Annotated in this window: 21 protein-coding genes and 4 tRNA genes; 19 read left to right on the forward strand and 6 right to left on the reverse strand. The window is 53.7% G+C overall.

Annotated elements, in window-relative coordinates:
- Nucleotides 1-153: 153 nt before the first annotated feature.
- The 4 genes from MELB17_RS18205 to MELB17_RS18220 all read left to right on the forward strand — a co-directional run bounded on the left by MELB17_RS18205 (nt 154) and on the right by MELB17_RS18220 (nt 3617).
- Complete coding sequence (locus tag MELB17_RS18205; protein WP_007351798.1) at nt 154-900, forward strand: tRNA-(ms[2]io[6]A)-hydroxylase; 747 nt, start codon at nt 154-156, stop codon at nt 898-900.
- A gap of 24 nt (nt 901-924) precedes the next feature.
- A complete protein-coding gene (locus MELB17_RS18210; RefSeq protein WP_007351799.1) occupies nt 925-1695 on the forward strand; it encodes a ferredoxin--NADP reductase in 771 nt (256 codons plus the stop codon).
- Between the two features lie 77 nt (nt 1696-1772).
- Entirely contained in the window at nt 1773-2651 is an 879-nt protein-coding gene (gene yghU / locus MELB17_RS18215; protein WP_007351800.1) for a glutathione-dependent disulfide-bond oxidoreductase, read from the forward strand.
- A gap of 3 nt (nt 2652-2654) precedes the next feature.
- Nucleotides 2655-3617 carry a hypothetical protein gene (locus MELB17_RS18220; RefSeq protein WP_007351801.1) on the forward strand — a complete coding sequence of 321 codons (963 nt, stop codon included), beginning with the start codon at nt 2655-2657 and terminating at the stop codon, nt 3615-3617.
- 100 nt (nt 3618-3717) lie between these two features.
- Here the strand turns inward: MELB17_RS18220 and phbB are convergent, their stop codons facing one another.
- The gene (gene phbB, locus MELB17_RS18225) at nt 3718-4467 is read right to left on the reverse strand and encodes an acetoacetyl-CoA reductase (RefSeq protein WP_007351802.1); all 750 of its coding nucleotides are present in this window, start codon (nt 4465-4467) and stop codon (nt 3718-3720) included.
- Between the two features lie 250 nt (nt 4468-4717).
- On the opposite strand from phbB, the gene MELB17_RS18230 reads away from it, so the two are divergent.
- Nucleotides 4718-5149 (forward strand): MaoC family dehydratase, encoded by a 432-nt coding sequence (locus tag MELB17_RS18230; RefSeq protein ID WP_007351803.1) that lies wholly within the window; start codon nt 4718-4720, stop codon nt 5147-5149.
- A gap of 1 nt (nt 5150) precedes the next feature.
- Here the strand turns inward: MELB17_RS18230 and lpxH are convergent, their stop codons facing one another.
- Together lpxH and MELB17_RS18240 are read right to left on the reverse strand one after the other, a co-directional pair.
- Nucleotides 5151-5876, reverse strand: a complete 726-nt coding sequence (lpxH, locus tag MELB17_RS18235; RefSeq protein ID WP_007351804.1) for a UDP-2,3-diacylglucosamine diphosphatase — start codon at nt 5874-5876, stop codon at nt 5151-5153.
- Entirely contained in the window at nt 5873-6382 is a 510-nt protein-coding gene (locus tag MELB17_RS18240; RefSeq protein WP_007351805.1) for a peptidylprolyl isomerase, read from the reverse strand. Before MELB17_RS18240 ends, lpxH begins: the two co-directional genes overlap by 4 nt.
- Nucleotides 6383-6530: 148 nt before the next feature.
- Between MELB17_RS18240 and MELB17_RS18245 the strand changes: the two genes are divergently transcribed.
- The 4 genes from MELB17_RS18245 (at nt 6531) to MELB17_RS18260 (ending at nt 13185) form a co-directional block, all read left to right on the forward strand.
- Complete coding sequence (locus tag MELB17_RS18245) at nt 6531-8201, forward strand: glutamine--tRNA ligase/YqeY domain fusion protein (RefSeq protein ID WP_007351806.1); 1671 nt, start codon at nt 6531-6533, stop codon at nt 8199-8201.
- A gap of 77 nt (nt 8202-8278) precedes the next feature.
- Nucleotides 8279-9673 carry a cysteine--tRNA ligase gene (gene cysS, locus MELB17_RS18250; protein ID WP_007351807.1) on the forward strand — a complete coding sequence of 465 codons (1395 nt, stop codon included), beginning with the start codon at nt 8279-8281 and terminating at the stop codon, nt 9671-9673.
- 160 nt (nt 9674-9833) lie between these two features.
- Nucleotides 9834-10904 (forward strand): RNA-guided endonuclease InsQ/TnpB family protein, encoded by a 1071-nt coding sequence (locus MELB17_RS18255; RefSeq protein ID WP_007351808.1) that lies wholly within the window; start codon nt 9834-9836, stop codon nt 10902-10904.
- 100 nt (nt 10905-11004) lie between these two features.
- Nucleotides 11005-13185, forward strand: coding sequence for a malate synthase G (locus MELB17_RS18260; RefSeq protein WP_007351809.1), 2181 nt, complete (start codon nt 11005-11007; stop codon nt 13183-13185).
- 65 nt (nt 13186-13250) lie between these two features.
- On the opposite strand, the gene MELB17_RS18265 is transcribed toward MELB17_RS18260, so the two are convergent.
- Nucleotides 13251-13952: a GntR family transcriptional regulator gene (locus tag MELB17_RS18265; RefSeq protein WP_007351810.1), complete on the reverse strand. Its 702-nt coding sequence runs from the start codon at nt 13950-13952 to the stop codon at nt 13251-13253.
- 158 nt (nt 13953-14110) lie between these two features.
- Here MELB17_RS18265 and dctP point away from each other — a divergent pair, with 158 nt between their 5' ends.
- The 6 genes from dctP (at nt 14111) to MELB17_RS18295 (ending at nt 20780) form a co-directional block, all read left to right on the forward strand.
- Nucleotides 14111-15109, forward strand: a complete 999-nt coding sequence (dctP, locus tag MELB17_RS18270; RefSeq protein ID WP_036185452.1) for a TRAP transporter substrate-binding protein DctP — start codon at nt 14111-14113, stop codon at nt 15107-15109.
- Nucleotides 15110-15217: 108 nt separating this feature from the next.
- Nucleotides 15218-15739, forward strand: coding sequence for a TRAP transporter small permease subunit (locus MELB17_RS18275; RefSeq protein WP_007351812.1), 522 nt, complete (start codon nt 15218-15220; stop codon nt 15737-15739).
- A 2-nt stretch (nt 15740-15741) separates the two neighbouring features.
- A complete protein-coding gene (locus MELB17_RS18280; protein WP_007351813.1) occupies nt 15742-17073 on the forward strand; it encodes a TRAP transporter large permease in 1332 nt (443 codons plus the stop codon).
- A gap of 46 nt (nt 17074-17119) precedes the next feature.
- A complete protein-coding gene (locus tag MELB17_RS18285) occupies nt 17120-18475 on the forward strand; it encodes a malonyl-CoA decarboxylase (protein WP_227498961.1) in 1356 nt (451 codons plus the stop codon).
- On the forward strand, nt 18472-19995 hold the full coding sequence (locus tag MELB17_RS18290) for a malonate--CoA ligase (protein WP_007351815.1): 1524 nt from the start codon (nt 18472-18474) through the stop codon (nt 19993-19995). Before MELB17_RS18285 ends, MELB17_RS18290 begins: the two co-directional genes overlap by 4 nt.
- 29 nt (nt 19996-20024) lie before the next feature.
- The gene (locus MELB17_RS18295; RefSeq protein WP_319795890.1) at nt 20025-20780 is read left to right on the forward strand and encodes an Asp/Glu racemase; all 756 of its coding nucleotides are present in this window, start codon (nt 20025-20027) and stop codon (nt 20778-20780) included.
- Between the two features lie 138 nt (nt 20781-20918).
- Here the strand turns inward: MELB17_RS18295 and folD are convergent, their stop codons facing one another.
- Nucleotides 20919-21776, reverse strand: coding sequence for a bifunctional methylenetetrahydrofolate dehydrogenase/methenyltetrahydrofolate cyclohydrolase FolD (gene folD / locus MELB17_RS18300; protein WP_007351817.1), 858 nt, complete (start codon nt 21774-21776; stop codon nt 20919-20921).
- Between the two features lie 219 nt (nt 21777-21995).
- On the opposite strand from folD, the gene MELB17_RS18305 reads away from it, so the two are divergent.
- The 4 genes from MELB17_RS18305 (at nt 21996) to MELB17_RS18320 (ending at nt 22531) form a co-directional block, all read left to right on the forward strand.
- Nucleotides 21996-22072 (forward strand) — tRNA-Pro (locus MELB17_RS18305).
- 34 nt (nt 22073-22106) lie between these two features.
- Nucleotides 22107-22183 (forward strand) — tRNA-Arg (locus tag MELB17_RS18310).
- A 74-nt stretch (nt 22184-22257) separates the two neighbouring features.
- Nucleotides 22258-22333 (forward strand) — tRNA-His (locus MELB17_RS18315).
- Between the two features lie 113 nt (nt 22334-22446).
- Nucleotides 22447-22531, forward strand: a tRNA-Leu gene (locus MELB17_RS18320).
- On the opposite strand, the gene MELB17_RS25810 is transcribed toward MELB17_RS18320, so the two are convergent.
- Nucleotides 22510-22721 (reverse strand): hypothetical protein (locus MELB17_RS25810; RefSeq protein ID WP_227498962.1); only part of this gene is annotated, 212 nt, incomplete at its 5' end. The two genes, MELB17_RS18320 and MELB17_RS25810, sit on opposite strands and share 22 nt — an antisense overlap.

Below are 22721 nucleotides of genomic sequence, written 5' to 3' on the forward strand. Positions count from 1 at the left end.
ACGCGCCTGGCGGAAATGTTATGGTGAAAAGGCTTTAAACTGGCGCTGTATTGTATAGGAAAGCCCTTATAAAGTTAAATTGGACAGAGGTCGGAGAGATTTGTTAGCTGCGTTATACTGGCGCATCAATTTTAACCCAATGTTCGGGATGCCATGAACGACGATCTGCAGGGCACTATTTACGGCACTATCAACAGCACTATCAACAGCACTATCGATAGTACTATCGAGACTAATATCGACAGCACTAACGAACGTATTTACGAGGGTGCTCATGGTAGTATTAATGACTTTTTACTGTGCCGGACGCCTCAGGCCTGGATTGATAATGCTCTGGCGAATCAGGACTTGCTGCTTATTGACCACGCCCACTGCGAGAAAAAAGCGGCTTCTACAGCGCTCAGCCTGATGTACCGCTACGTGGATAACGCCGAGCTGCTGCACAAGATGTCGCGATTGGCGCGGGAAGAGTTAAGGCACTTTGAACAGGTTCTGGCTTTGATGACGGCGCGCGGAATTAGCTATGGCCACTTAACCCCGGCGCGCTATGCCGCAGGCCTGCGCGTCGCAGTGCGCAGCACCGATCCTGGCCGCCTGGTCGATTTGCTGGTGATTGGCGCCATTATTGAAGCGCGTTCCTGTGAACGCTTTGCGACCCTGGCACCGTATCTTGATACCGAGCTCTCAAATTTTTATAACGGACTTCTGAAATCCGAAGCCCGCCATTACCGCGACTACCTGGCTTTGGCCGAACAGGCCAACGGCGGCGCGGTTGACGACAGAGTTGCGGTTTTTCTGGCCATCGAACAAGAGTTGATTGAACAGCCAGATTCCGAGTTTCGTTTTCACAGCGGCCCGCTGACGCAGCCGGTCGCTGACAAACACGCTATTCCTATTTAACGCGAATTGACACAAGAGGGTGAAATGAGCAATTTGATTAAAGAAACCGTCACCAGTGTGCACCATTGGAACGATACTCTGTTCAGCTTCAAAACCAGTCGCGACCCCGGCTTTCGCTTCAAGAATGGCCACTTTGTGATGATCGGCCTGGAAACGGAAGGCAAACCGCTGATGCGCGCCTACAGTATCGCTAGCGCAAATTATGAAGAAGAGCTCGAGTTTTTCTCCATCAAAGTGCAAGACGGCCCGTTGACGTCCAAGCTACAGAAAATAAAAGTAGGTGATGAAATTCTTGTTAGTCGTAAGCCTACCGGTACGCTGATTCTAGACAACCTGCTGCCAGGAAAAAATCTGTGGCTGATTGCCACCGGCACCGGTCTTGCCCCTTTTATGAGCATCATAAAAGATCCGGACGTGTATGAAGCCTTTGATAAAGTGATCATAACTCACGGTGTGCGTTACGCTACCGAATTGGCATACCAGCACGAAATCGAGGCCCTGCCAGAGAACGAGTTCTTTGGTGAAATGGTGGATGGCAAACTGCTGTATTACCCTACGGTAACCCGCGAACCCTTTCGCCACACCGGGCGGCTGACACACGCTATGGAAAGCGGAAAAATCACCCAGGATTTGGGCTTGTCAGAGTTTGATGTCGAGAATGATCGCTTCATGATTTGCGGCAGTCCCAGTATGCTCAAAGACACCTGCGCCATACTCAACAGCATGGGCTTTAAAGAAGCTCGTGGGGGAGATATGGGGCATTACGTTGTCGAGCGGGCGTTTGTGGAGCAGTAAGGTTCTCTTAAGGTTTTCTGCCCGCCGATTGCGTCGGCCAGCGCCACACATTCACTTCGCAATTCGGAGGGTAAATAATGTCAGACAACGTTTACACACCGCCAAAGGTATGGACTTGGGACAAAGCCAACGGCGGTGCTTTCGCCAGCATTAACAGGCCGATTGCCGGTGCTACTCACGATAAGGCGCTGCCGATAGGCAAGCATCCGTTTCAGCTGTATTCACTGGCGACGCCCAACGGCGTAAAAGTAACCGTGATGCTGGAGGAACTGCTGGAGCTTGGCTTTGTGGATGCCGAATACGACGCCTGGCTGATCAACATTGGCGAGGGCGATCAGTTTGGCAGTGGTTTTGTCGAGATTAATCCGAACTCCAAAATCCCGGCGCTGCTGGACCACTCTGCGCAACCGCCGCAGCGGCTGTTTGAGTCGGGTTCTATGCTGTTGTACCTGGCCGAAAAATTTGGCGCACTGTTGCCTGAAGACGCCGCCGGCCGCACCGAAACCCTGAACTGGCTATTTTGGCAGATGGCCAGCACGCCGATGTTGGGCGGAGGTTTTGGCCACTTCTACGCCTACGCACCGGAAAAATACGAGTACCCGATTGACCGCTACGCGATGGAAGTAAAGCGCCAGCTGGATGTGCTGGATAGGCAGCTAGCGGACAATCGCTATATTGCGGGTGACACCTACACAATCGCAGACATTGCGATTTGGCCCTGGTACGGAGCACTGGTAAATAATCTGGTGTACGAAGCAGCGGAATTTCTGGACGCGCAAAGCTATACTCACGTGCTGCGCTGGGCTGCAGAAGTGGCAAAGCGCCCGGCGGTGCAGCGTGGCCGTATGGTGAATAAAGTGACTGGCGAGCCTCATAAACAGCTCCGCGAGCGCCATGACGCCAGCGATTTCGAACTGCGCACTGAAGATAAAATAAACCCGGGCGAGGGCGTCTGAACGGTGGGCCAAAATATTATTGGCAGGCAGTGCAAGTATCGCGGTCGAGCGTCTGCACCTTTGGTCTTGATGCTGGCAGCCGCTCTGGCGGCACTGCTGTCTGGCTGCGAACAAAGCGCGGATATCGGGCTGGCTGGGCAGAGCGCAAATCCGGAGCCCGAGACTCTGGATGTGAATCAGCCGCAGGTGGACGGTGGCGGCGTTAGCGATATTTCTTTGGTGTTGAAACCCGCGCAGCTTGACTGGATTGGCCAGCAGATTTTCCATAACGAATGCGCGGGGCAGTTTCGCTGCCTGGTGCACTGGAACGACGGCGAGGCGTTTCCGTCACTCGGTATCGGTCATTTTATTTGGTACCCGAAAGACGTTGAAGCAGGTTTTGTCGAGAGCTTTCCCACACTGATCGATTACATGGCCCAGCGCCAGCGGTCTATTCCGGACTGGCTGCGGGAGCTAAAGCCGTTTGATGCGCCTTGGGCAGACCAGGCTGCCTTTGATGCGGTGGAGAATTCACCCCAGCTAGCAGAACTGCGAGAGTTTTTGGCGGGCACTCAGGGTGTTCAGGCCGAGTTCATATTTCGCCGCGCGCAAGCATCTATAAAGACCGTTGTTGATGCGGCACCATTGGCCGGGCAGCTTGCGGTAAGCAATCACCTGGCGCAGCTGAGCCAAACACCGGGCGGAGTTTATGCGTTGGTGGATTATGTGAACTTTAAGGGCGAAGGGTTAGCCGTGTCTGAGCGTTATCAAGGTGAGGGCTGGGGCTTGCTGCAGGTTCTTCAAGCCATGCCGGAGCAATCTGCCGATCCGGTGTTGCAACAGTTCCGCGAAGCGGCCGATAAAGTGTTAACCCGCCGCGCTGATCTGGCGACTCAGGCGCGCGAACGCGAGCAGTGGTTGCCCGGTTGGCGCAAGCGTCTGAACACCTATCGCGAGCCGGACGTAATGGCACTGCCGGAATCCTGATCGCCGCCAGCTGGATGCACTCTTATACCCTAGTTATTAAAAAAGCCGGAGTTCATTCACTCCGGCTTTTTTTTCACTTTAGGCGCTTCAGGGTTTGGCGTTAGCCCATGAACTGGCCACCGTTGACCACCAGGTCTGCGCCAGTCACAAAGCCAGCGTCTTCGGCGGTCAAAAACACCACCGCGCGGGCAATGTCGTCTGGCTGCCCAAGGCGGCCCACCGGGATGTCTGCAACAATACTTTCCAGCACTTTCTCAGGCACTGCGCGCACCATCGGGGAATCAATGTAGCCCGGCGAAATCGAGTTTACGGTAACGCCTTTACGGGCGCCTTCCAGTGCGATCGATTTGGTGAAGCCGTAAACGCCGGCCTTGGCCGCAGCGTAGTTGCTCTGCCCGAACTGGCCTTTGCCACCATTAATGGAGGATATGTTTACAATGCGGCCAAAGCCACGGTTGCACATGCCCTCGAACGCGTGGCGGCACATGTTAAACATGGAGTTCAGGTTAACGTTGATCACCTGGGTCCACTGATCTGCCCCCATTCTTTTCAACGGTGCATCGTTGGTGATGCCGGCATTATTGACCAGCACATCTACAGGGCCGAACTCTTTTTCCACGCTTTCCATAAAGACTTTGCAGCTGTCATAGTTGGCAACGTCTACCGGCATAATGTTAACGGTGTAGCCTGCTTCGGCCATGATTTTTTGCCACTGTTCAGCTTTTTTACGCGGCTCGTCGCCTGGGCGGTGAGTGGCGATAACGGTACGATCCTGATCGGTTAGCTGTTTGCACATTGCGGTGCCTAAGGCTCCGATTGCACCCGTCACAATGGCGACACGATTTGGCATATAATTCTCCCTTGGGTTTTATTTCATATTCCGTTAATTCAGCCCAGCAATAGTTTGTGTGTCTGCCGGTTGGTATTTTAGTAGTCTGTTTCAACGATGAAAATCAGGTTACATTTGTAGTGTAGCAGGGCGATATGAAAGCGCTGTTGGGCTTTAGTTGAATACCTGTTGTTTTGTTAAAACGCTTTACGTGTGTGTTTGCGCCGGTGTGCGGTTGCCCCGGATTTTGCTGACCAAAAAAGAGATCACGATGGACGAGTTACACGGTTATTATCTGGAAGATTTGGAAGTAGGCATGACAGCCAGCGTGACCAAAATCATCACCGACGCAGACGTTGTGCAGTTTGCCGAGTTAAGCGGCGATAACAACCCGGTTCACCTGAACGACGATTACGCCAAAACCACTCCGTTCAAAGCTCGCGTTGTTCACGGTATGTTCAGCGCAGCGCTGATCTCTGCGGTGCTTGGCACGAGGTTACCTGGGCCGGGTGCGATCTACATTGACCAGCAGCTGCGCTTTAAGGCGCCGGTGTTTATTGGTGACACTGTTGTGGCGAGTGCGGAAGTACAGGAAATTGATCTGAGACGGCGCCGGGTCAAGCTGAAAACTGTTTGCACGGTCGATGGCAAAGTGGTTGCCGAGGGTTACGCCACCAATATGGTCGATAGCCGCCCGGCCTGATTTAAAACGCCTGTTTGTTCAGCTGCAGCGGCTGGTCCGCTGCGGCTTCCAGCCACCAAACGTGGCTGTCCCAATCCCCTAGCACAATCCGCTCAGCAGGCTGATCATTCACCTGCAACGGATGCCGGGCCGGGCGATGGGTGTGGCCGTGAATCAGCTGCGGCACGTTATGCTGTTCCATCACCCGCACCACTTCCTCTGGCGTCACATCCATAATGGCTTGGGTCTTGCCCTTGTTCTTGGCCATGCTCAGTTCGCGCAGTTGGCGAGCCATCAGCTGGCGGTCTTTCAGCGGGCGAGCCAGCAGCATTTGCTGGGTTTTCGGGTTGCGCATGTTGGCGCGGAATTTCTGATATTCCACATCGGCGGTGCACAGGCTGTCGCCGTGCATCAGCAGGGTAGGGGTGCCGTACAGATCAATCACGGTCGGGTCGTCCAGCAGGGTTGCCCCAAGACGCTTGCAATAATCCTGGCCCAGCAAAAAGTCCCGGTTGCCGTGCATTACATACACAGAGGTGCCGCCGTCGCTGACCTGCCTCAATGCTGCAGCAATCTGTTCCTGCAAGGGCGTGTGCTCATCGTCGCCAATCCAGGCTTCAAAGAAATCGCCCAGAATGTACAGTGTGTGAGCACTCACCGCGCGATCTTTTAAGAAGGCAAGAAACGCCCGGGTAATGTCCGGGCGTGACTCTTCCAAATGCAGATCGGAAATGAACAGCGTGGTCACGCTGCGTTTCCGTCCTCAAGCACTTCGGCTTTTTCGATGATCACGTCGTCAGCAGGAACATCCTGGTGGCCGGCTTTCATCGTGGTGCGCACTGCGCGAATTTTGTCGACGACGTCCATGCCTTCAGCCACTTTGCCAAAGACGCAATAACCCCAGCCTTCCGCAGTTTTGGCGGAATGATCCAGGAAACCGTTGTTTTCAACGTTGATGAAAAACTGCGCGGTTGCGGAGTGCGGGTCCATGGTGCGAGCCATGGCAACGGTGCCAATCATATTGCTGAGGCCGTTATCGGCTTCACTCTTGATTGTCTCGCGGGTTTTGCGCGGGCTCATGTCCGGTTCGAAGCCGCCGCCCTGAACCATGAAGTTGCTAATCACCCGGTGAAATATCAGGCCGTTAAAAAAGCCCTCGCGCACATACTTTTCGAAGTTTTTAGCGGTTTCCGGTGCTTTGTCATAATCCAGTTCCAGCTTGATAGGGCCGTGGTTGGTTGTCAGCAGAATCATCGGGTTTTCCTGTTTTGTGGGGTAAGGTTGCGCGCAATGCTCGTGTTGTTCGCCATTGTACGCAAGACTTTGGCTCGGTGCATGAGTCTGCTGTGCTTTTATGCGTATAATAGCCCGCTCAGATCCACCTCCTTTTTGCAGAGATTGTATGAGCGCCGAGCCCAAGAAAGCCCATAACTTTATTCAGAGCCTGATTGAAGACGCCGTCGCCAAAGGCGCGCACACAGCCACGGTAGTGACCCGTTTCCCGCCGGAGCCCAACGGTTACCTGCACGTTGGCCACGCCAAAGCCATTTGCCTGAATTTTGGCATTGCCAATACCTTTGGCGGTGAATGCAATCTGCGCTTTGACGACACCAACCCGGAAAAAGAAAGCCAGGAATACATCAACGCGATAAAAGCGGATGTGGAGTGGCTCGGTTATCAATGGCAAGGAAAGGTGCACTTTGCCTCGGACTATTTTGATGCCCTGTACAACTTTGCGGAAGAGCTGATTGAGCGCGGCAATGCTTACGTGTGTGCCCTCAGCGCCGACGAAATGGCGGACTACCGCGGCAGCCTTAAAGAGCCTGGCCGCAACAGCCCTTATCGCGAGCGCGCGGTGGAAGAAAACCTGAAACTGTTCCGCCAGATGCGCGACGGTAATTTCCAAAACGGCGAAATGGTGCTGCGGGCGAAGATTGATATGACGTCGCCCAACATCAACATGCGTGACCCGATCCTGTACCGTATCCGCTACGCTGAACACCACCAGACCGGCAATAAATGGTGCATCTACCCGATGTACGACTACACCCATCCGATTTCAGACGCGCTGGAAGGCGTTACCCATTCCCTGTGTACGCTGGAATTCGAAGACCATCGTCCGCTGTATGACTGGGTGCTGGACAACATCAGCGTACCTTGTCACCCGCGCCAGATTGAATTTGCGCGGCTGAACCTGAACTACACCATCACCAGCAAACGCAAACTCAGACGTTTAGTGGACGAGCGCATCGTTGACGGTTGGGACGATCCGCGCATGCCCACCATTTCAGGGTTGCGCCGCCGCGGTTACACACCTGAGTCTTTGCGCACCTTCTGCGACATGATCGGCGTGAACAAAGCTGGCGGTACCGTAGACGTGGGCATGCTGGAGTTCGCCATTCGCGAAGATTTGAACATCCGTTCGCCCCGCGCTATGTGCGTGATGCGTCCATTGAAGGTAACTCTGACCAACTACCCGGCTGACAAAACCGAAACCCTGGTGCTGCCGGTGCATCCGCAAAATCCGGACATGGGCAGTCGCGAAGTGACCTGGAGCCAAACCCTGTTTATTGATCGGGAAGATTTCGCCCTGGAAGCGCCACGCAAATGGAAGCGACTGGCACCGGACCAGGCCGTGCGCCTGCGCGGTGGTTATGTGATGACTTGCCGCGAAATTATCCGCGACCAGAGTGGCGAGATTGTCGAGCTGAAGTGCGAATACGACGAAAACACTCTGGGCGTGAACCCTGAGGGCTACAAGCCCAATGGTGTGATTCACTGGGTATCTGCAACGAACAGCGTGGAGTGCGACATCAACGTTTACGATCGCCTGTTCAACGCGGAAACGCCAGACAGCGATAAAGAAGGCGACATGCTGGACCACCTGAACCCACAATCTTTGGTGGTTTTGAAAGGCGCCCGTGCCGAACGCAATCTGGCGTCGCCGGCGAGCGATCTGCCGTATCAGTTCGAGCGTGAAGGGTACTTTTTCTTCGACCAGAAGCTGACGGAAAATGCTGGCAAGCCGGTGTTCAATCGCACCGTCACCCTACGCGATTCCTGGGGTAAATAATTCACAACGAGCCGGCCTTTTAAAAGGTCGGCTCGTTGCGTTCAGGCCCGCAATGAAACGGTAAACGAGAGCATTTTGTGATCAGAATCTACAATACCCTCAGCCAGAAAAAAGAACAGTTCAAACCCATAGAACCGGGCAAAGTCGGCCTGTACGTGTGCGGCATGACCGTGTACGACTACTGTCATCTGGGCCACGCTCGGGTGTTGGTAGCGTTTGATGTGATCACCCGATATTTGCGCCACAGTGGTTTTGATGTGAACTATGTGCGCAACATTACCGATATAGACGACAAAATTCTGCGCCGCGCCGATGAAAATGGCGAGGTGTACACCTGCCTGACTGAGCGCATGATTGCCGCCATGCACGAAGACGAAGCCCGTCTTGGTGTGTTGTCGCCCAACGCTGAACCCCGTGCTACAGCGTTCATTAGCGACATGATCGCGATGATTGAAACTCTGATTGCCGGTGGCCACGCCTACGCTGCAGACAACGGCGATGTGTATTTTTTGGTATCGTCGTTTGCGGATTACGGCAAGCTCAGCAAGAAAAAACTGGAAGACCTGCTGGCGGGCGCCCGGGTGGACGTAGAACAGGCAAAACGCAGCCCGGCGGATTTTGCCCTGTGGAAAGCGGCGAAGCCTGATGAAGTGTTCTGGCCGTCGCCATGGGGCAATGGTCGCCCGGGTTGGCACATTGAGTGCTCGGCCATGGCCAATCACTGCCTGGGTGACACCTTTGATATTCACGGTGGTGGGCCAGACCTGTTGTTCCCCCACCACGAAAACGAAATTGCCCAGTCCGAATGCGCCACCGGACACACGTTTGTGAATACCTGGATGCACGCCGGCGCCATTCGGGTGAACAAAGAAAAGATGTCCAAGTCACTGGGCAACTTTTTTACCATCCGCGAGATTATGGAAACCTATCCGGCGGAAGTGGTGCGCTACTTTTTAGTGTCCAGCCATTACCGCAGCCAGGTGGATTACTCAGAAGACAATCTTATTGAATCCGGTCGTAGCCTGACCAAGCTTTACAATGCGCTGCGCGGTGTCACTCCGCTGGCCAGCGATGCGGTGGCGCGGACTGCACACGACACTCTGTTCGTCAAGCGCATGGATGACGATTTCAACTGTGCAGGCGCGATGGCGACTCTGCACGCGCTCGCCGGCGAGATGAACCAGCAGCGCCGTGACGGTGACGAACAAGCCGCCGCTGCCAGCGCTACGGTGCTGGTACGCCTGGGCTCGGTGCTGGGTTTGTTACAGCAAGACCCGGAGCTGTTTTTCCAGAGTGACAGCGGGCAGGGCAATGAGTTGAGTGCCGGGCAAATTGAAACGATGATTCAGTCCCGTGCGGACGCCCGTAAAACCCGCGACTTCGCCGGCGCGGATCAGATTCGTGACGAGCTGTTAGCGCGGGGAGTTATTCTGGACGATTCCCGCGAGGGTACCAGCTGGCGGCGCGGCTAAGCCGCCTAAAACGCTGTCTAAACCTTAGTTTATTAAGAAAATACCCCATCCAATTGACTCAAGTGGAGCGGGAGCGACTTTCTTAACATTTGGGTGGGGATGGATAGCGTGACCTCGACAGAGGTCTTGTCTTAGCAAAAAAACTGTGATTATATACAGTATGGCTGAGTTCACCAAAACCTTCAAAGTCCGAGTTCGGGACAAACACGCTAATGTGCTGCGCGGTCAGGCCGCGGCTGTTAACAGTGTGTGGAATTTTGTGAATGAACTCAGTCATCGCAGCATTCGGGAGAGAGGACAGTTTCTGTCGGCCTTCGATTTTCATCCTTATACCAAGGGTGCCGGCAAGCTTCTAGGCCTTCACAGCCAAACACTTCAGGTCGTTGCCCAGGAATACGTCACACGCCGCAAGCAGTTCCGAAAATCCAAACTCGCGTGGCGTAAAACCCACGGGGTTCGCCGGTCGCTCGGCTGGGTGCCGGTGAACACCGGCGCCGCGGTTTGGAGCAACGGGCAGGTTCGGTTCCACGGTCAGCATTATCGGGTCTGGGACAGCTACGGTTTGTCTCAGTACAAATTCCGCTCTGGCTGCTTTTCTGAGGACGCCCGAGGTCGGTGGTATTTCTGCGTGGTTGCCTCGGTAAAACCCGATCGCTGGTGTGGCACTGGCAGCGTGGGTCTGGATTTGGGCCTGAAGACCACGGCCACGCCCAGTTCGGGCGAGCCGCTGCAAGCGGGTCGCTTCTATCGGGATCAGCAGCAAAAGCTGGCGGTGGCCCAGCGAGCGAGAAAAAAGCAGCGGGTGAAGGCGATTCACGCCAAAATCCGCAATCGCCGGCACGATGCTTTGCACAAATTCAGTCGTGAGCTGGTCAATAACAACGGCCTGATCGTTGTCGGCAATGTGTCCAGCTCCGGCCTGGCAAAAACCACTATGGCCAAGTCGGTGCTCGACGCTGGCTGGTCCACACTAAAAACCCTGTTGTCATACAAATGCGAGAGCGCAGGCGGGATTTTTCTGGAAGTTGATGAACGGTACACCACCCAGACTTGCTCGTGTTGTGGCTCTTTGAGCCCCAACAGTCCGAAAGGTAGAGCAGGTATTGGAATAAGGGCATGGACCTGTGAGTGCGGTGTCACTCACAACCGCGATTCCAATGCGGCCAGGAACATTCTCGCGCTTGGGCATAAGCGTCTAGAGGTAGGAATCCCCTTCCAAAAAGCCGGTTAGGCGTTTGGTGGGGAAGGATGTCAATTGGGGTATGATCCGATACGCGCTATCACGTAGAATATTGCGTTCGGGAATTTCTTAACTTACTGAGGGAAATACGATGACATCACGCGTACAGCTTGACGGTCTTCAGGTTGCCGGGAATTTATACGACTTCATTAATAATGAAGCGATCCCTGGAACGGGTCTGGACGCAGGCAAATTCTGGGCAGACTTCGCCAAAATCGTCAACGATCTTGCGCCCCGCAATCGTGAGCTGCTAGCCAAACGCGATTCCCTGCAGGAAAAACTGGACGCCTGGAACCATAATCACCAGCACCAGACTCCGGATATGCACGTTTATAAAGATTTCTTGAAAGAAATCGGTTATCTGGTTGACGAGCCCGCTAATTTCAACATTTCCACGGCTAACGTAGATCCCGAAGTAGCCGTCATGGCGGGGCCACAGCTTGTTGTGCCAATCATGAACGCTCGCTTTGCCCTGAACGCAGTCAACAGCCGTTGGGGTAGTTTGTACGATGCGCTTTACGGCACTGACGCGATCCCTGAAACAGGCGGCGCCGAAAAAACTGCAGGCTACAATCCCAAGCGCGGCGAGCTCGTCATCGAATTTGCCCGTGACCTTCTGGACAGTTCAGCGCCTTTAGCCTCTGGCAGTCACAAAGACGCAGCACTCTATCATGTTGCGGGTGGCAAACTGGTTGTGGATCTGCAAAACGGTAACAACATCGGCTTGAAAGATGAAACCGGTTTTGTGGGTTACACAGGTTCGGCAGACGCCCCTACGGGCATTTTGCTGGTTAAAAACGGCATGCACTTTGAAATCCAGATTGACGCTACCCATCCCATTGGCAAAACCGATGGTGCCCACGTTAAAGACGTGTTGATGGAATCGGCGCTGACCACCATTATGGATTGTGAAGACTCGGTAGCCGCAGTAGACGCAGACGACAAAGTTCTGGCCTACCGCAACTGGTTGGGCCTGATGAATGGCAGTCTGGAAGAAACCTTTGAAAAAGGTGGCAAGCCGTTAACCCGCAAGATGAACGCGGATCGCGTTTACACCGCCGCCGATGGTAGCGAACTGCAACTGAAGGGCCGCAGCGTGATGTTCATCCGTAACGTGGGCCACCTGATGACCAACCCGGCGATTCTGCTGGCAGATGGCAGCGAAGTGCCGGAAGGCCTGCTGGATGGCGTGATGACATCGCTGATGGCCATACACGACCTGAAAGGCAACAGCCGGTTTCAGAACAGCACCCAAGGCTCGGTGTATATTGTTAAGCCGAAGATGCACGGCCCGGAAGAAGTTGCGTTTACCAACGAGTTTTTCGGCCGGGTGGAAGACGCTTTGGGCTTGCCGCGCTTTACCTTGAAAGTGGGCATTATGGATGAAGAACGCCGCACCACGGTGAACTTGAAGGCCTGCATTCACGCCGCGAAAGATCGCGTGGCGTTTATTAACACCGGCTTCCTGGACCGCACCGGTGACGAAATCCACACCTCCATGAAGCTCGCTCCGTTTATCCGCAAAGGGAAAATGAAGCAGGCCACGTGGATTGGCGCTTACGAACAGTGGAACGTAGACATTGGCCTGGAAGCCGGGTTTCGCGGTGTTGCGCAAATTGGCAAGGGCATGTGGGCCATGCCGGATTTGATGGCCGATATGCTGGAACAGAAAATTGGGCATCCAAAAGCCGGTGCTAACACCGCCTGGGTTCCATCACCAACCGCAGCCACCCTGCATGCCACCCATTACCATCAGGTGAGTGTGGCGGATATCCAGCAGAAGCTGGAAAGTCGCGAGCGTGCGAGCCTGGATGACATTCTCACGGTGCCTATCAATCTGAACTCGAAAGACCTGACCGCGGCGGAAATTCAAGAGGAATTGGATAACAACGCGCAAAGCATTTTGGGCTATGTGGTGCGCTGGATCGACAGCGGCGTAGGTTGCTCAAAAGTGCCCGATATCAACAACGTCGGCCTGATGGAAGACCGCGCTACCCTGCGGATTTCGTCGCAATTGCTGGCGAACTGGCTGTATCACGGTATCTGCAATACGCACCAGATTGAAGAGACCATGAAGCGCATGGCACTGATCGTAGACAAGCAGAACGCCGGTGACGCAACCTATCGCCCAATGGCTGATAACTTTGCCGACAGCATTGCTTTCCAGGCGGCTATAGCCCTGGTGCTAAAAGGTGCCGAACAGCCGAATGGCTACACAGAACCCTTGCTGCACGCATATCGTTTAAAGGCGAAAGCGAAATACGGCCAGTAATTCGCCGCCGATGCAGTTTCTACCGCTCAGAAGTCTGTGTGGTAGAAACTGCATTTTGCATTATTTCATTTGGTTATTGAGTTGCGGGCACTCTGAATCGGTTCCCGTGACAAGTCGCTGAACGCCTTAACCCGTACCGAAAAATCGCTAAAATTCTCGCCCTGAATCAGCACGTGTTGCCGAAGTCTCTCCTCCGCTAGCGCGGCATCCCCCGCATTAATTGCTGAATAGATATTGCGATGCTCCTGAATGGAGTCTGTTACGCGACCACGAATTTGAAGCTGCAAGCGACGGTATGGCTTCAAGCGCTGTTTGAGTTGACGCGCTTCGGTTGCAAGGAATGCGTTATGACTGGCGTTGTAAATACAATTATGAAAGTGTTCATTTTCGTAATAGTAGTCGTCCGGGTTTGCTCGGATAGCCGGGTCTTCACAGCGCAGTAACGCCGCCTTCAACACAATCAGCTCATCTTCCGTTATGCGGCGGGCGGCCAAGCGTCCGCACATCCCTTCGAACTCCGCCATCACTTCGAACATTTCGATGAGCTGATCGAAACTCACCTTCGCGATAAAGGTGCCTTTTTTCGGTAATACCACCACCAAGCCACTGGCAGAAAGCTGTTGAATTGCCTCTCGGATAGGTGTTCTGGACACGCCGAACTGTTTTGAGAGTGCTTCGGGATCCAACTTCTCCCCGGGTAGCAGGCGGCCATTAATGATGGCGTCTTCCAGAAAATCTTTGAGCTTTTGGACATTTGGACGCTTCATGCTGGCTTTGCTCCGGCGGTTGTGAACACAGATTTTGCCTCGTGGTCTTTTGATATTAATCGCGCCACGTTGACAATAGTACACATAAAAGATAATGATATATATATCAGCTATGCCTGATGGATATTACAAAAACAAAAGCTTCGGAGAAGATCACTATGAAACTGCCTTTCGCAAAACTGGCCATCGCTGCCAGCCTCTCGTTTTCACTCATTGGTGCAGCCGCAGCCGATACGACATTAAGAGTGTCGCATCAGTTCCCAGGCGGCAAAGGTGATGTCAGGGATGAAATGGTCCAGCTCATGGCCCGTGAAGTAAAAGCCGCCGATGTTGGTCTGGAACTACAAATTTACCCCGGTCAGTCACTGTTCAAAGCAAAAGAGCAGTGGGGTGCGCTCGTTCGCGGACGGTTGGATATGACTTCTCTGCCGCTGGACTACGCCAGTGGACGTCACCCGGAATTCTCAGCAACCCTGATGCCCGGTCTGGTTCGCAGCCATGAACGTGCCCAGCGGCTGAACGATTCTAAATTTATGGATATGATTAAAACGGTTATTAACGATGCGGGTGCCCGCGTTCTGGCAGATGCTTGGCTAGCCGGCGGTTTTGCGTCTAATAAGCAGTGTGTGACCTCGCCCGATACTGTCCAGGGGCAGACCATGCGAGCGGCTGGCCCCGCATTTGGTGAGATGCTTGCCGTCGCGGGCGCCTCAATTGCCTCTATGCCATCGTCCGAAATATATACTGCCATGCAAACCGGCGTATTAGACGGTGCCAACACCTCTTCAGGTTCGTTTGTCTCTTACCGCATATATGAACAAGTCACCTGCTTGACGGCGCCCGGGGAAAACGCCCTCTGGTTTATGTATGAGCCAATTCTGATTTCGGAACAAAGCTGGAGCAAACTCAACGAAGTTCAGCAGAACGCTCTAATGGCGGCCGCCGAGAAAGCCGAGGCCTACTTTGCCAAAGAGGCTGCAGGCCTTGACCAGAAGATGGCCGACGTTTTCGCTGAGAACGGTGTTGAAGTTGTCAACATGTCACCCGAGGACTATCAAGCCTGGCTTGATATTGCCAAAAAGAGTTCCTACAAGACGTTTGCTGAGAATGTCCCTAATGGCCAGGCCCTGATTGACGCAGCGCTCGCTGTCGAATAGGCCGTTAGCCCTCGATTGACCGGGGCATCATGCCCCGGTGACTGTGGTATCAATTCGTGACGTCTCATTGCTGGGGCGATACCTACACCATCCGACTTTGGGGATTCTATGTCTCAGTCTGTAACCCACTCAATAGCATCTCGCAATAGCGTTATTGCAGGTTATATCCGCGTTATAGACACGCTTGCGATTGTCACCGCCGTGTTCGCTGCCATTCTGCTCGCGCTTGGCGTTCTGGTTGTTGTGCAAATGGTTTTCACGCGCTATGTACTCGGTGAAAGCACCATGTGGCAAACAGAGTTTACGACCTATGCCATTACCGCAGCTATGTTGCTAGCAACGCCTTACGTTCTGAAAACCGGCGGGCATGTAGCGGTAACCGTTCTGCCAGACGCTCTGCATGGACTGCCAAAGCGCATCATGCGCTTGACGGCCTCGCTTGTCGGGCTGAGCTTCTGCCTCGCCCTGGCTTATGGTTCTTGGTACTACGTCTACGAAGCATACACCATGGCCTGGACGACCGGCACGGTGTGGAACCCTCCGCTGTGGCCTGCAGTGTTGCCTATGGCCGTTGGTGCAAGCTTGCTATCACTGCAATACGTAGCAGAAATTCTTCGTGGAGAGGCCTGATCATGGATCCCGTTACAAGTGGTATTCTGGTTGTTATAGCGCTGTTGGTTTTGATGGCCATAGGCACCCCCATTGCGTTTGCTTTAGGCGCAGTTGCTCTGGGTGCGTTGATGTTGGACCGCGGCGTTGGTGAGTTGATTTATTTTGGTGAAACTTTTTTTGGCAACATGGCCTCGTTCGGCTTTGTTGCCATTCCCATGTTTATCCTGATGGGTGCGGCTGTTGCCTCTTCCCCGACCGGTCGCGATCTGTATCGCTCATTGGACTTGTGGATGGGTAAACTGCCAGGAGGGCTGGCAATTTCAAATATTGCCGCTTGCTCAATTTTCGCGGCTTTGTCCGGCTCGTCGCCCGCCACAAGTGCCGCTATCGGTAAACTTGGCATTCCCGAAATGCGCAAGCGTGGCTACCCCGACGGTGTGGCTGCAGGCTGTATTGCTGCCGGTGGCACCCTGGGCATTCTGATTCCGCCCTCGGTCACAATGATTGTGTATGGCATCTCTACCGAAACATCGATTGGTCGGTTGTTCATAGCAGGTGCCATTCCGGGCCTTATGTTGGCCGGTCTTTTCATGGTTTGGACGCTGATCGCCTGCAAGCTCCACGGTGGTTATGGCAGCGCCAACCCCGTAGCCCAAGCTGCCGCCCAAATGAAAGAAAACGTTGAAGGCAATATGAAAGCCCTGATCCGGGTGCTGCCCTTCATGATCGTGGTGTCAGGTATTTTGTTTGCTTTGTATGGCGGCGTTGCGACACCTTCCGAGGCGGCCGGCGTGGGCGCATTCCTGTGTCTGGCGCTTGCCATCATTGTGTACAGAATGTGGCAGGCCAAACCGATCACTATTATTATGCGGGACGCGCTGCGTGAAAGCGTGATGATCATGTTGATCATTGCTTGCGCCGAGATTTTTGCTTTTGCGTTGTCGTCTTTGTTCATCACTCAAACCGTCGCCGGCGCCATCGCCGACCTTGAAGTTAATCGATGGGTGCTGATGGGCATTATTAATCTGTTCTTGTTGGTGTCGGGTTTTTTCCTGCCGCCAGTGGCCGTCATCGTGATGGCGGCTCCTATTTTGTTGCCCATTATATTGGCCGCAAATTTTGACCCTTACTGGTTTGCAGTGATCCTGACCATCAACTTGGAAATTGGCCTGATCACACCGCCGGTTGGTTTGAATCTATTCATTATAAAAGGCATAGCGCCCGACATTGCGCTGCGCGACATATTGCTGGGCAGTTTGCCTTATGCCCTCTGCATGGTGCTGGGCATCCTGCTGTTGTGCTTTTTCCCGGAAATTGTCACTTGGCTGCCGGACTTGATTATGGAGTCCTGATTCGCCCTTTAAATTTCCGACACCTCTGAGGAAAGGCATTATGAACATGAGTTTTTTACAAGAGTTGTTTAACAACATTACCCAGCGAGAGGCTTCCCTCTGGCGGCGCGTCGGCAATCTCGACAATTGCGACCATAGCCAGCTGGTAGCGGCCTGCCAGGCGCTGCTTAAAAGTGACGGCGAGGCCTCAAGTATAAGTCTTGCCAGTCGGGCGCTGGAAATTTATGCCCGCTTGGACGATGACGAAAAGCGTTCTTTTTTTGAGCAGCTGGCTGTGCTTTTTTCGGCCGAGCCTGAGCAGATTGATCACGCTTACCTGGCTTATAAGGCGTCACGGACCAATGAAAATCTTGAGACGTTGTTTGAATCCTGCGAGCCACGGCGGCAGGAGCTATTAAGACGGCTCAACCTGTCCAGCGGCGCTACGCACAAGCTGGTGAAGATGCGTGAAGACATGCTCGCCCTTATGGCGGATTGTGCAGATTTTAAAGCGCTTAACGCCGACTTTATTCACCTTTTTGGCTCGTGGTTCAACCGCGGCTTTCTGGTTCTGAAGCGTATTGACTGGAACACTCCCGCCAATATTCTGGAAAAAATTATTCGCTATGAAGCGGTGCATGAAATCCAGGATTGGGATGATCTTCGGCGCCGATTGGATGCCCGGGACCGCCGTTGTTTCGGTTTTTTCCACCCCGCTATCGGTGATGAACCGCTGATCTTTGTTGAAGTTGCGCTCAACAAAGGATTGCCCAGCCAGATCCAGTCTATTTTGGCTAGTGACAGCTACGATATTGACGATCCTGAGTCCGCCGATACGGCGGCTTTCTTCGGCATCAGTAACTGCCAGGTTGGGTTGCGAGGCATTTCATTCGGTAATTTTCTGATAAAGCAGGTGGTACAGGAACTGAAGCAAGAGCTACCTAACTTGAAATACTTTGTGACTTTGTCGCCGGTGCCCAATTTCCGCAGATGGTTGGAAACGACCTGCTCCGATGATGCGGGCATGCTAAGTCCAGAAGCCCAGGAGACACTCAAACATTTGGATGATCCTGAGTGGCATAAGAACGAAGAGCTTTCGGAGCGTCTCGGTAGCGTCATTAAACCGTTGGCGGCACGCTACTTACTAAAAGAAAAAACCACTAACGGCCAGCCACTGAACCCGGTTGCCCGCTTTCATCTGGGTAACGGGGCTGAACTGCACCGCATCAACTGGCTCGGCGACACTTCGGCCAAAGGCATGAAGCAATCTGCCGGGCTTATGGTTAATTACCTGTATGTACTCGACAATATTGAACGCAATCATGAGCAATACAGCACCAGTGGCACCACTGTGTGTTCATCAGGCGTTCGTGATCTTAGCCGCCGGAGCCGCAAGCTGCTCAAAGGAGAGTCTGAAAAATGAGCCATAACCTGTTTGAAACTTTCTCAACCCGTATGCGCGCTCGCCAAAATGCAAATTTCATCGCCACACCAGAAGGGCGCAACTACACCTATGCTCAGGCACTCGATATGAGCGCCACTCTGGCCGCTACTTTGATATCTTTGGGGGTCAGTTTAGGCGATCGGGTGGCTGTGCAGGTCGACAAAAGCCCAGAGGCCATCTTGCTTTACCTTGCTTGTTTGCGCATGGGTGGTGTGTATTTGCCCTTGAACACGGGTTATACCGCGTCAGAGATCGGGTACTTTTTAGGCGATGCAGAGCCAGCTCTGTTTGTTTGCCGGCCCGATTCCCTCGAAGCGGCCAGCCAGGTTGCGGCAGATACCGGCTGCCCTCAGGTGGTCACTCTGGGTACAAAGGGTGACGGCACGTTGATGGAAAAGACCGCCAGCGCGACACCGTTTTCAGGTATTGAAGCCAGGGCTGATGGCGATCTGGCGGCTATTCTTTATACTTCTGGTACGACTGGACGCTCCAAAGGCGCCATGTTGACCCACGGTAACCTGGGCTCTAATGCCAAAACGTTGGCAGAGGCATGGCGTTTTACCGAAACCGACCGGTTGATTCATGCCCTGCCTATTTTTCATACTCACGGTTTGTTTGTAGCCTGCAACGTTGTGCTGATGTCCGGCGCCAGCATGTACTTTTTGCCCCGGTTTGACGTCGACAACGTTATTGGCGCTATGGCGGATGGCACCGTGCTCATGGGTGTGCCAACATTTTATACCCGCCTTTTGCAGGACCCACGCCTGACCCCTGAGCTCACCGCTAATATACGTTTGTTTACGTCTGGTTCTGCACCCCTGACGGCCGACACTCACAATGAATTCCGACAGCGTACCGGGTTCGCCATTCTTGAACGCTACGGGATGACTGAAACCAATATGATTACCTCGAATCCTTACGATGGTGAGCGTCTTGCTGGTACCGTTGGCATGCCTTTATCCGGCGTCGAAGTTCGAATCACCGATGCCGAGACTCACAAGACAATCGCGCCCGGCGATATTGGTATGTTGGAAGTTCGCGGCCCTAATGTGTTCAGCGGTTATTGGCGTATGCCCGAGAAAACCCGCGCCGAACTTCTTGATGACGGCTTCTTCGTAACCGGCGATCTCGCCATGCTCGATGAGCGCGGGTACATCCATATAGTTGGTCGTGACAAAGACTTGGTGATTTCAGGTGGTTTCAACGTTTATCCGAAGGAAGTTGAACAGGTTATCGATGAAATGGTTGGCGTTGTGGAGTCGGCGGTGATCGGTGTGTCACACCCCGATTTCGGCGAGGGTGTGACGGCCGTATTGGTTTTGAAGCCGGGTGCCAAGGTCGAAGAAGCCGATGTGCTGTTTGAGTTGTCTGACAAGCTGGCCAAGTACAAGCAACCTAAACGGGTGTTTTTTGTTGACAGCTTACCCCGCAACACAATGGGCAAAGTCCAGAAAAATCAGTTGCGGGATCAATACAAAGACATTTACGCCGACGCCTAATCCATATTTAGCGCAAAGAGATGTTAATGATCAATAAAAGCTATCGTATCGGCCAGATCGTACCGAGTTCCAACACCACGATGGAAACGGAAATTCCTGCTATGTTTCGCGCGCGCGAAGCGGTTGCACCGGAGCGCTTTACGTTCCACTCCAGTCGCATGCGGATGAAGAAGGTTACCCGCGAGGAGCTGGCGGCCATGGACGATGAGTCCGGTCGCTGCGCACTTGAGCTCTCTGATGCCCAGATAGACGTGATGGGTTACGCATGCCTGATCGCGATTATGAGTCGTGGTGCGGGTTACCATCGGCAGTCTCAGCGACGGTTGCACGCAGCAACCATTGATAATGGTTTTCCGACTCCGGTGATCAGCAGTGCAGGTGCCCTTGTGGAAGGCTTGGCGACATTAGGGGCCAAAAAAGTGGCGATTATTACGCCCTATATGAAGCCACTGACGCAAATGGTAGTGGATTACATTCAATCCGAAGGCATTGAGGTGGTCGATAGCATTGCGCTGGAAATCCCTGACAACCTTGAGGTTGGGCGTCAGGATCCGCTGAAGTTGTTGGAGATCGTCAAGCGTCTAAAGTGGGTCGGTGCAGACGCGGTAGTGCTGTCCGCCTGTGTTCAAATGCCATCACTGGCGGCCATTCAGAAGGTTGAAGACAGCATCGGATTACCGGTGGTGTCGGCCGCCACCTGCACGACTTTTCAGATGTTAAAAGCGCTGGGTCTGGCGCCCATTGTGCCCAACGCCGGCCGCCTGCTAAGCGGACAATATACATAATAGCGCAGGCAAGGGCTCTTTATTGAGCAACTTGCAGGGCAACGCGAAGTTGTATTGAAGAGGGCAGTCGAAATGTCATGCCCAGGCAGATTGTTTTCGGCTGCTCTCTCTGTACCCATGAGCAAGAGTGCCATGCAATTATTCGTTGTTCAGAATGTTTGCTGCGTGCAGCGTATTCTGCAACAAAATGGCTATGGTCATAGGGCCTACGCCACCCGGTACCGGAGTAATGTAGGCGGCGCGCTCCGAAGCAGCGATGAAATCCACATCGCCCTGCAGAGTGCCGTCTGCTATCCGATTAATGCCGACGTCAATCACTGTCGCACCCCGTTTTACCCATTCGCCTTTGATCAGCCCCGGCTTGCCCACCGCGGCTATCAATATATCGGCGTCACGCACAAAACGCTCCAGATCTGCTGTAAAACGGTGGCACACGGTAATGGTTGCGCCTTTCAGTAGCAGTTCCATGCTCATGGGGCGGCCGACGATGTTGGAGGCCCCTACAATGACCGCGTGCTGGCCTTTGTAGGGGGTGCCTATGCTGTCGAGCAGGGTAATAATACCGGCCGGTGTGCAAGGGCGTATGGTGGGTTTACGTTGGCTTAGGCGGCCGACGTTGAACGGGTGAAAGCCGTCAACGTCTTTGTCCGGTCGAATCTTCAGCAAAATGGGGTCGGCGTCCAGCTGGGCGGGCAAGGGCAGTTGCACCAATATGCCGTCTACCAGTGGGTTGTCGTTGAGCTCGTCGATCAGGCTTTCCAGAGCTTGTTGCGAGGTGTCTGCCGCTAAATCGTAAGACAGCGACACAATGCCTGCCGCTTCGCAGGCTTTGCGCTTGTTGCCCACGTAAATCCGTGATGCGGCATCGCTGCCCACCAGAACCACCGCCAGGCCAGGCGCCCTAAGACCTTTGTCGAGGCGGGCTTGTACACCTTCGGCCACCTGATGGCGAACCTTGGTGGCAATCTTTTTTCCATTTATCAGTTCGGCGCTCATGGTTCGTCTTTATGGGTTGGGCGTGAATTGGTCAATTAAAAAGGCTTTGTATTGTCGCACGCTTCCGGGTTCAGGCCAATTAACGCTGGGATTCTAAAGGCTTGGGCGCGGCCACGGGGTGTTTTTTTAACAAACTTTTCAAATGATGGTTGACGAAGGCCCTCGCCGCCGCTAATATCTGCGCCAACTTTGCTGACACACGATGTTGTGCAGTTCAGACGGGGTATAGCGCAGCCTGGTAGCGCGCCTGCTTTGGGAGCAGGATGTCGGGAGTTCGAATCTCTCTACCCCGACCACTTTTCTGACTGTTCAGGTGGGCAAGCGGTTAATGCGCCTGTAGCTCAGCTGGATAGAGCACCAGCCTTCTAAGCCGGTGGTCGCAGGTTCGAGTCCTGCCGGGCGCACCATTTAGCTTCGGTCAGGGGCAGCAAAGTCTTCCAAGCGGTTTTGATGGTGTTTCACGTCTCGGCGTGTGTATATGGTGGGCGTAGCTCAGTTGGTAGAGCTCAGGATTGTGACTCCTGCGGTCGAGGGTTCGATCCCCTTCGTCCACCCCATTTTACCGCTTTGAACCAGATCCGGACCTTGCGACAGCGGGTTTCCGGTTTTTTGCTTTAGTAGACGTGTTAGATCAGCGGCAGCCAAGTTCGGGCGGGCGCAAAAGAATTATGCGGGTGTGGTGGAATTGGTAGACACGCCAGATTTAGGTTCTGGTATCGAGAGATGTGGGGGTTCAAGTCCCTCCACCCGCACCATTATTTGAAAGCCTTGCAGGTTTGCGCCTGCAGGGCTTTTTTCTGGCTTCAGAAAAAAAGTTATATAGAGCAACGTTTCGGATATAAAAGAACGGGTTTTTCGTATCGTAACGGCTTTCTAAATAGTTGGGCGTTAGCTTCGGCTGCGGGGTCAGGCCCGAAAAATGATTGCAGACCTGGGTGTTCCCGG

The sequence above is a fragment of the Marinobacter sp. ELB17 genome (genome assembly GCF_000169375.1).
Taxonomy (GTDB): domain Bacteria; phylum Pseudomonadota; class Gammaproteobacteria; order Pseudomonadales; family Oleiphilaceae; genus Marinobacter.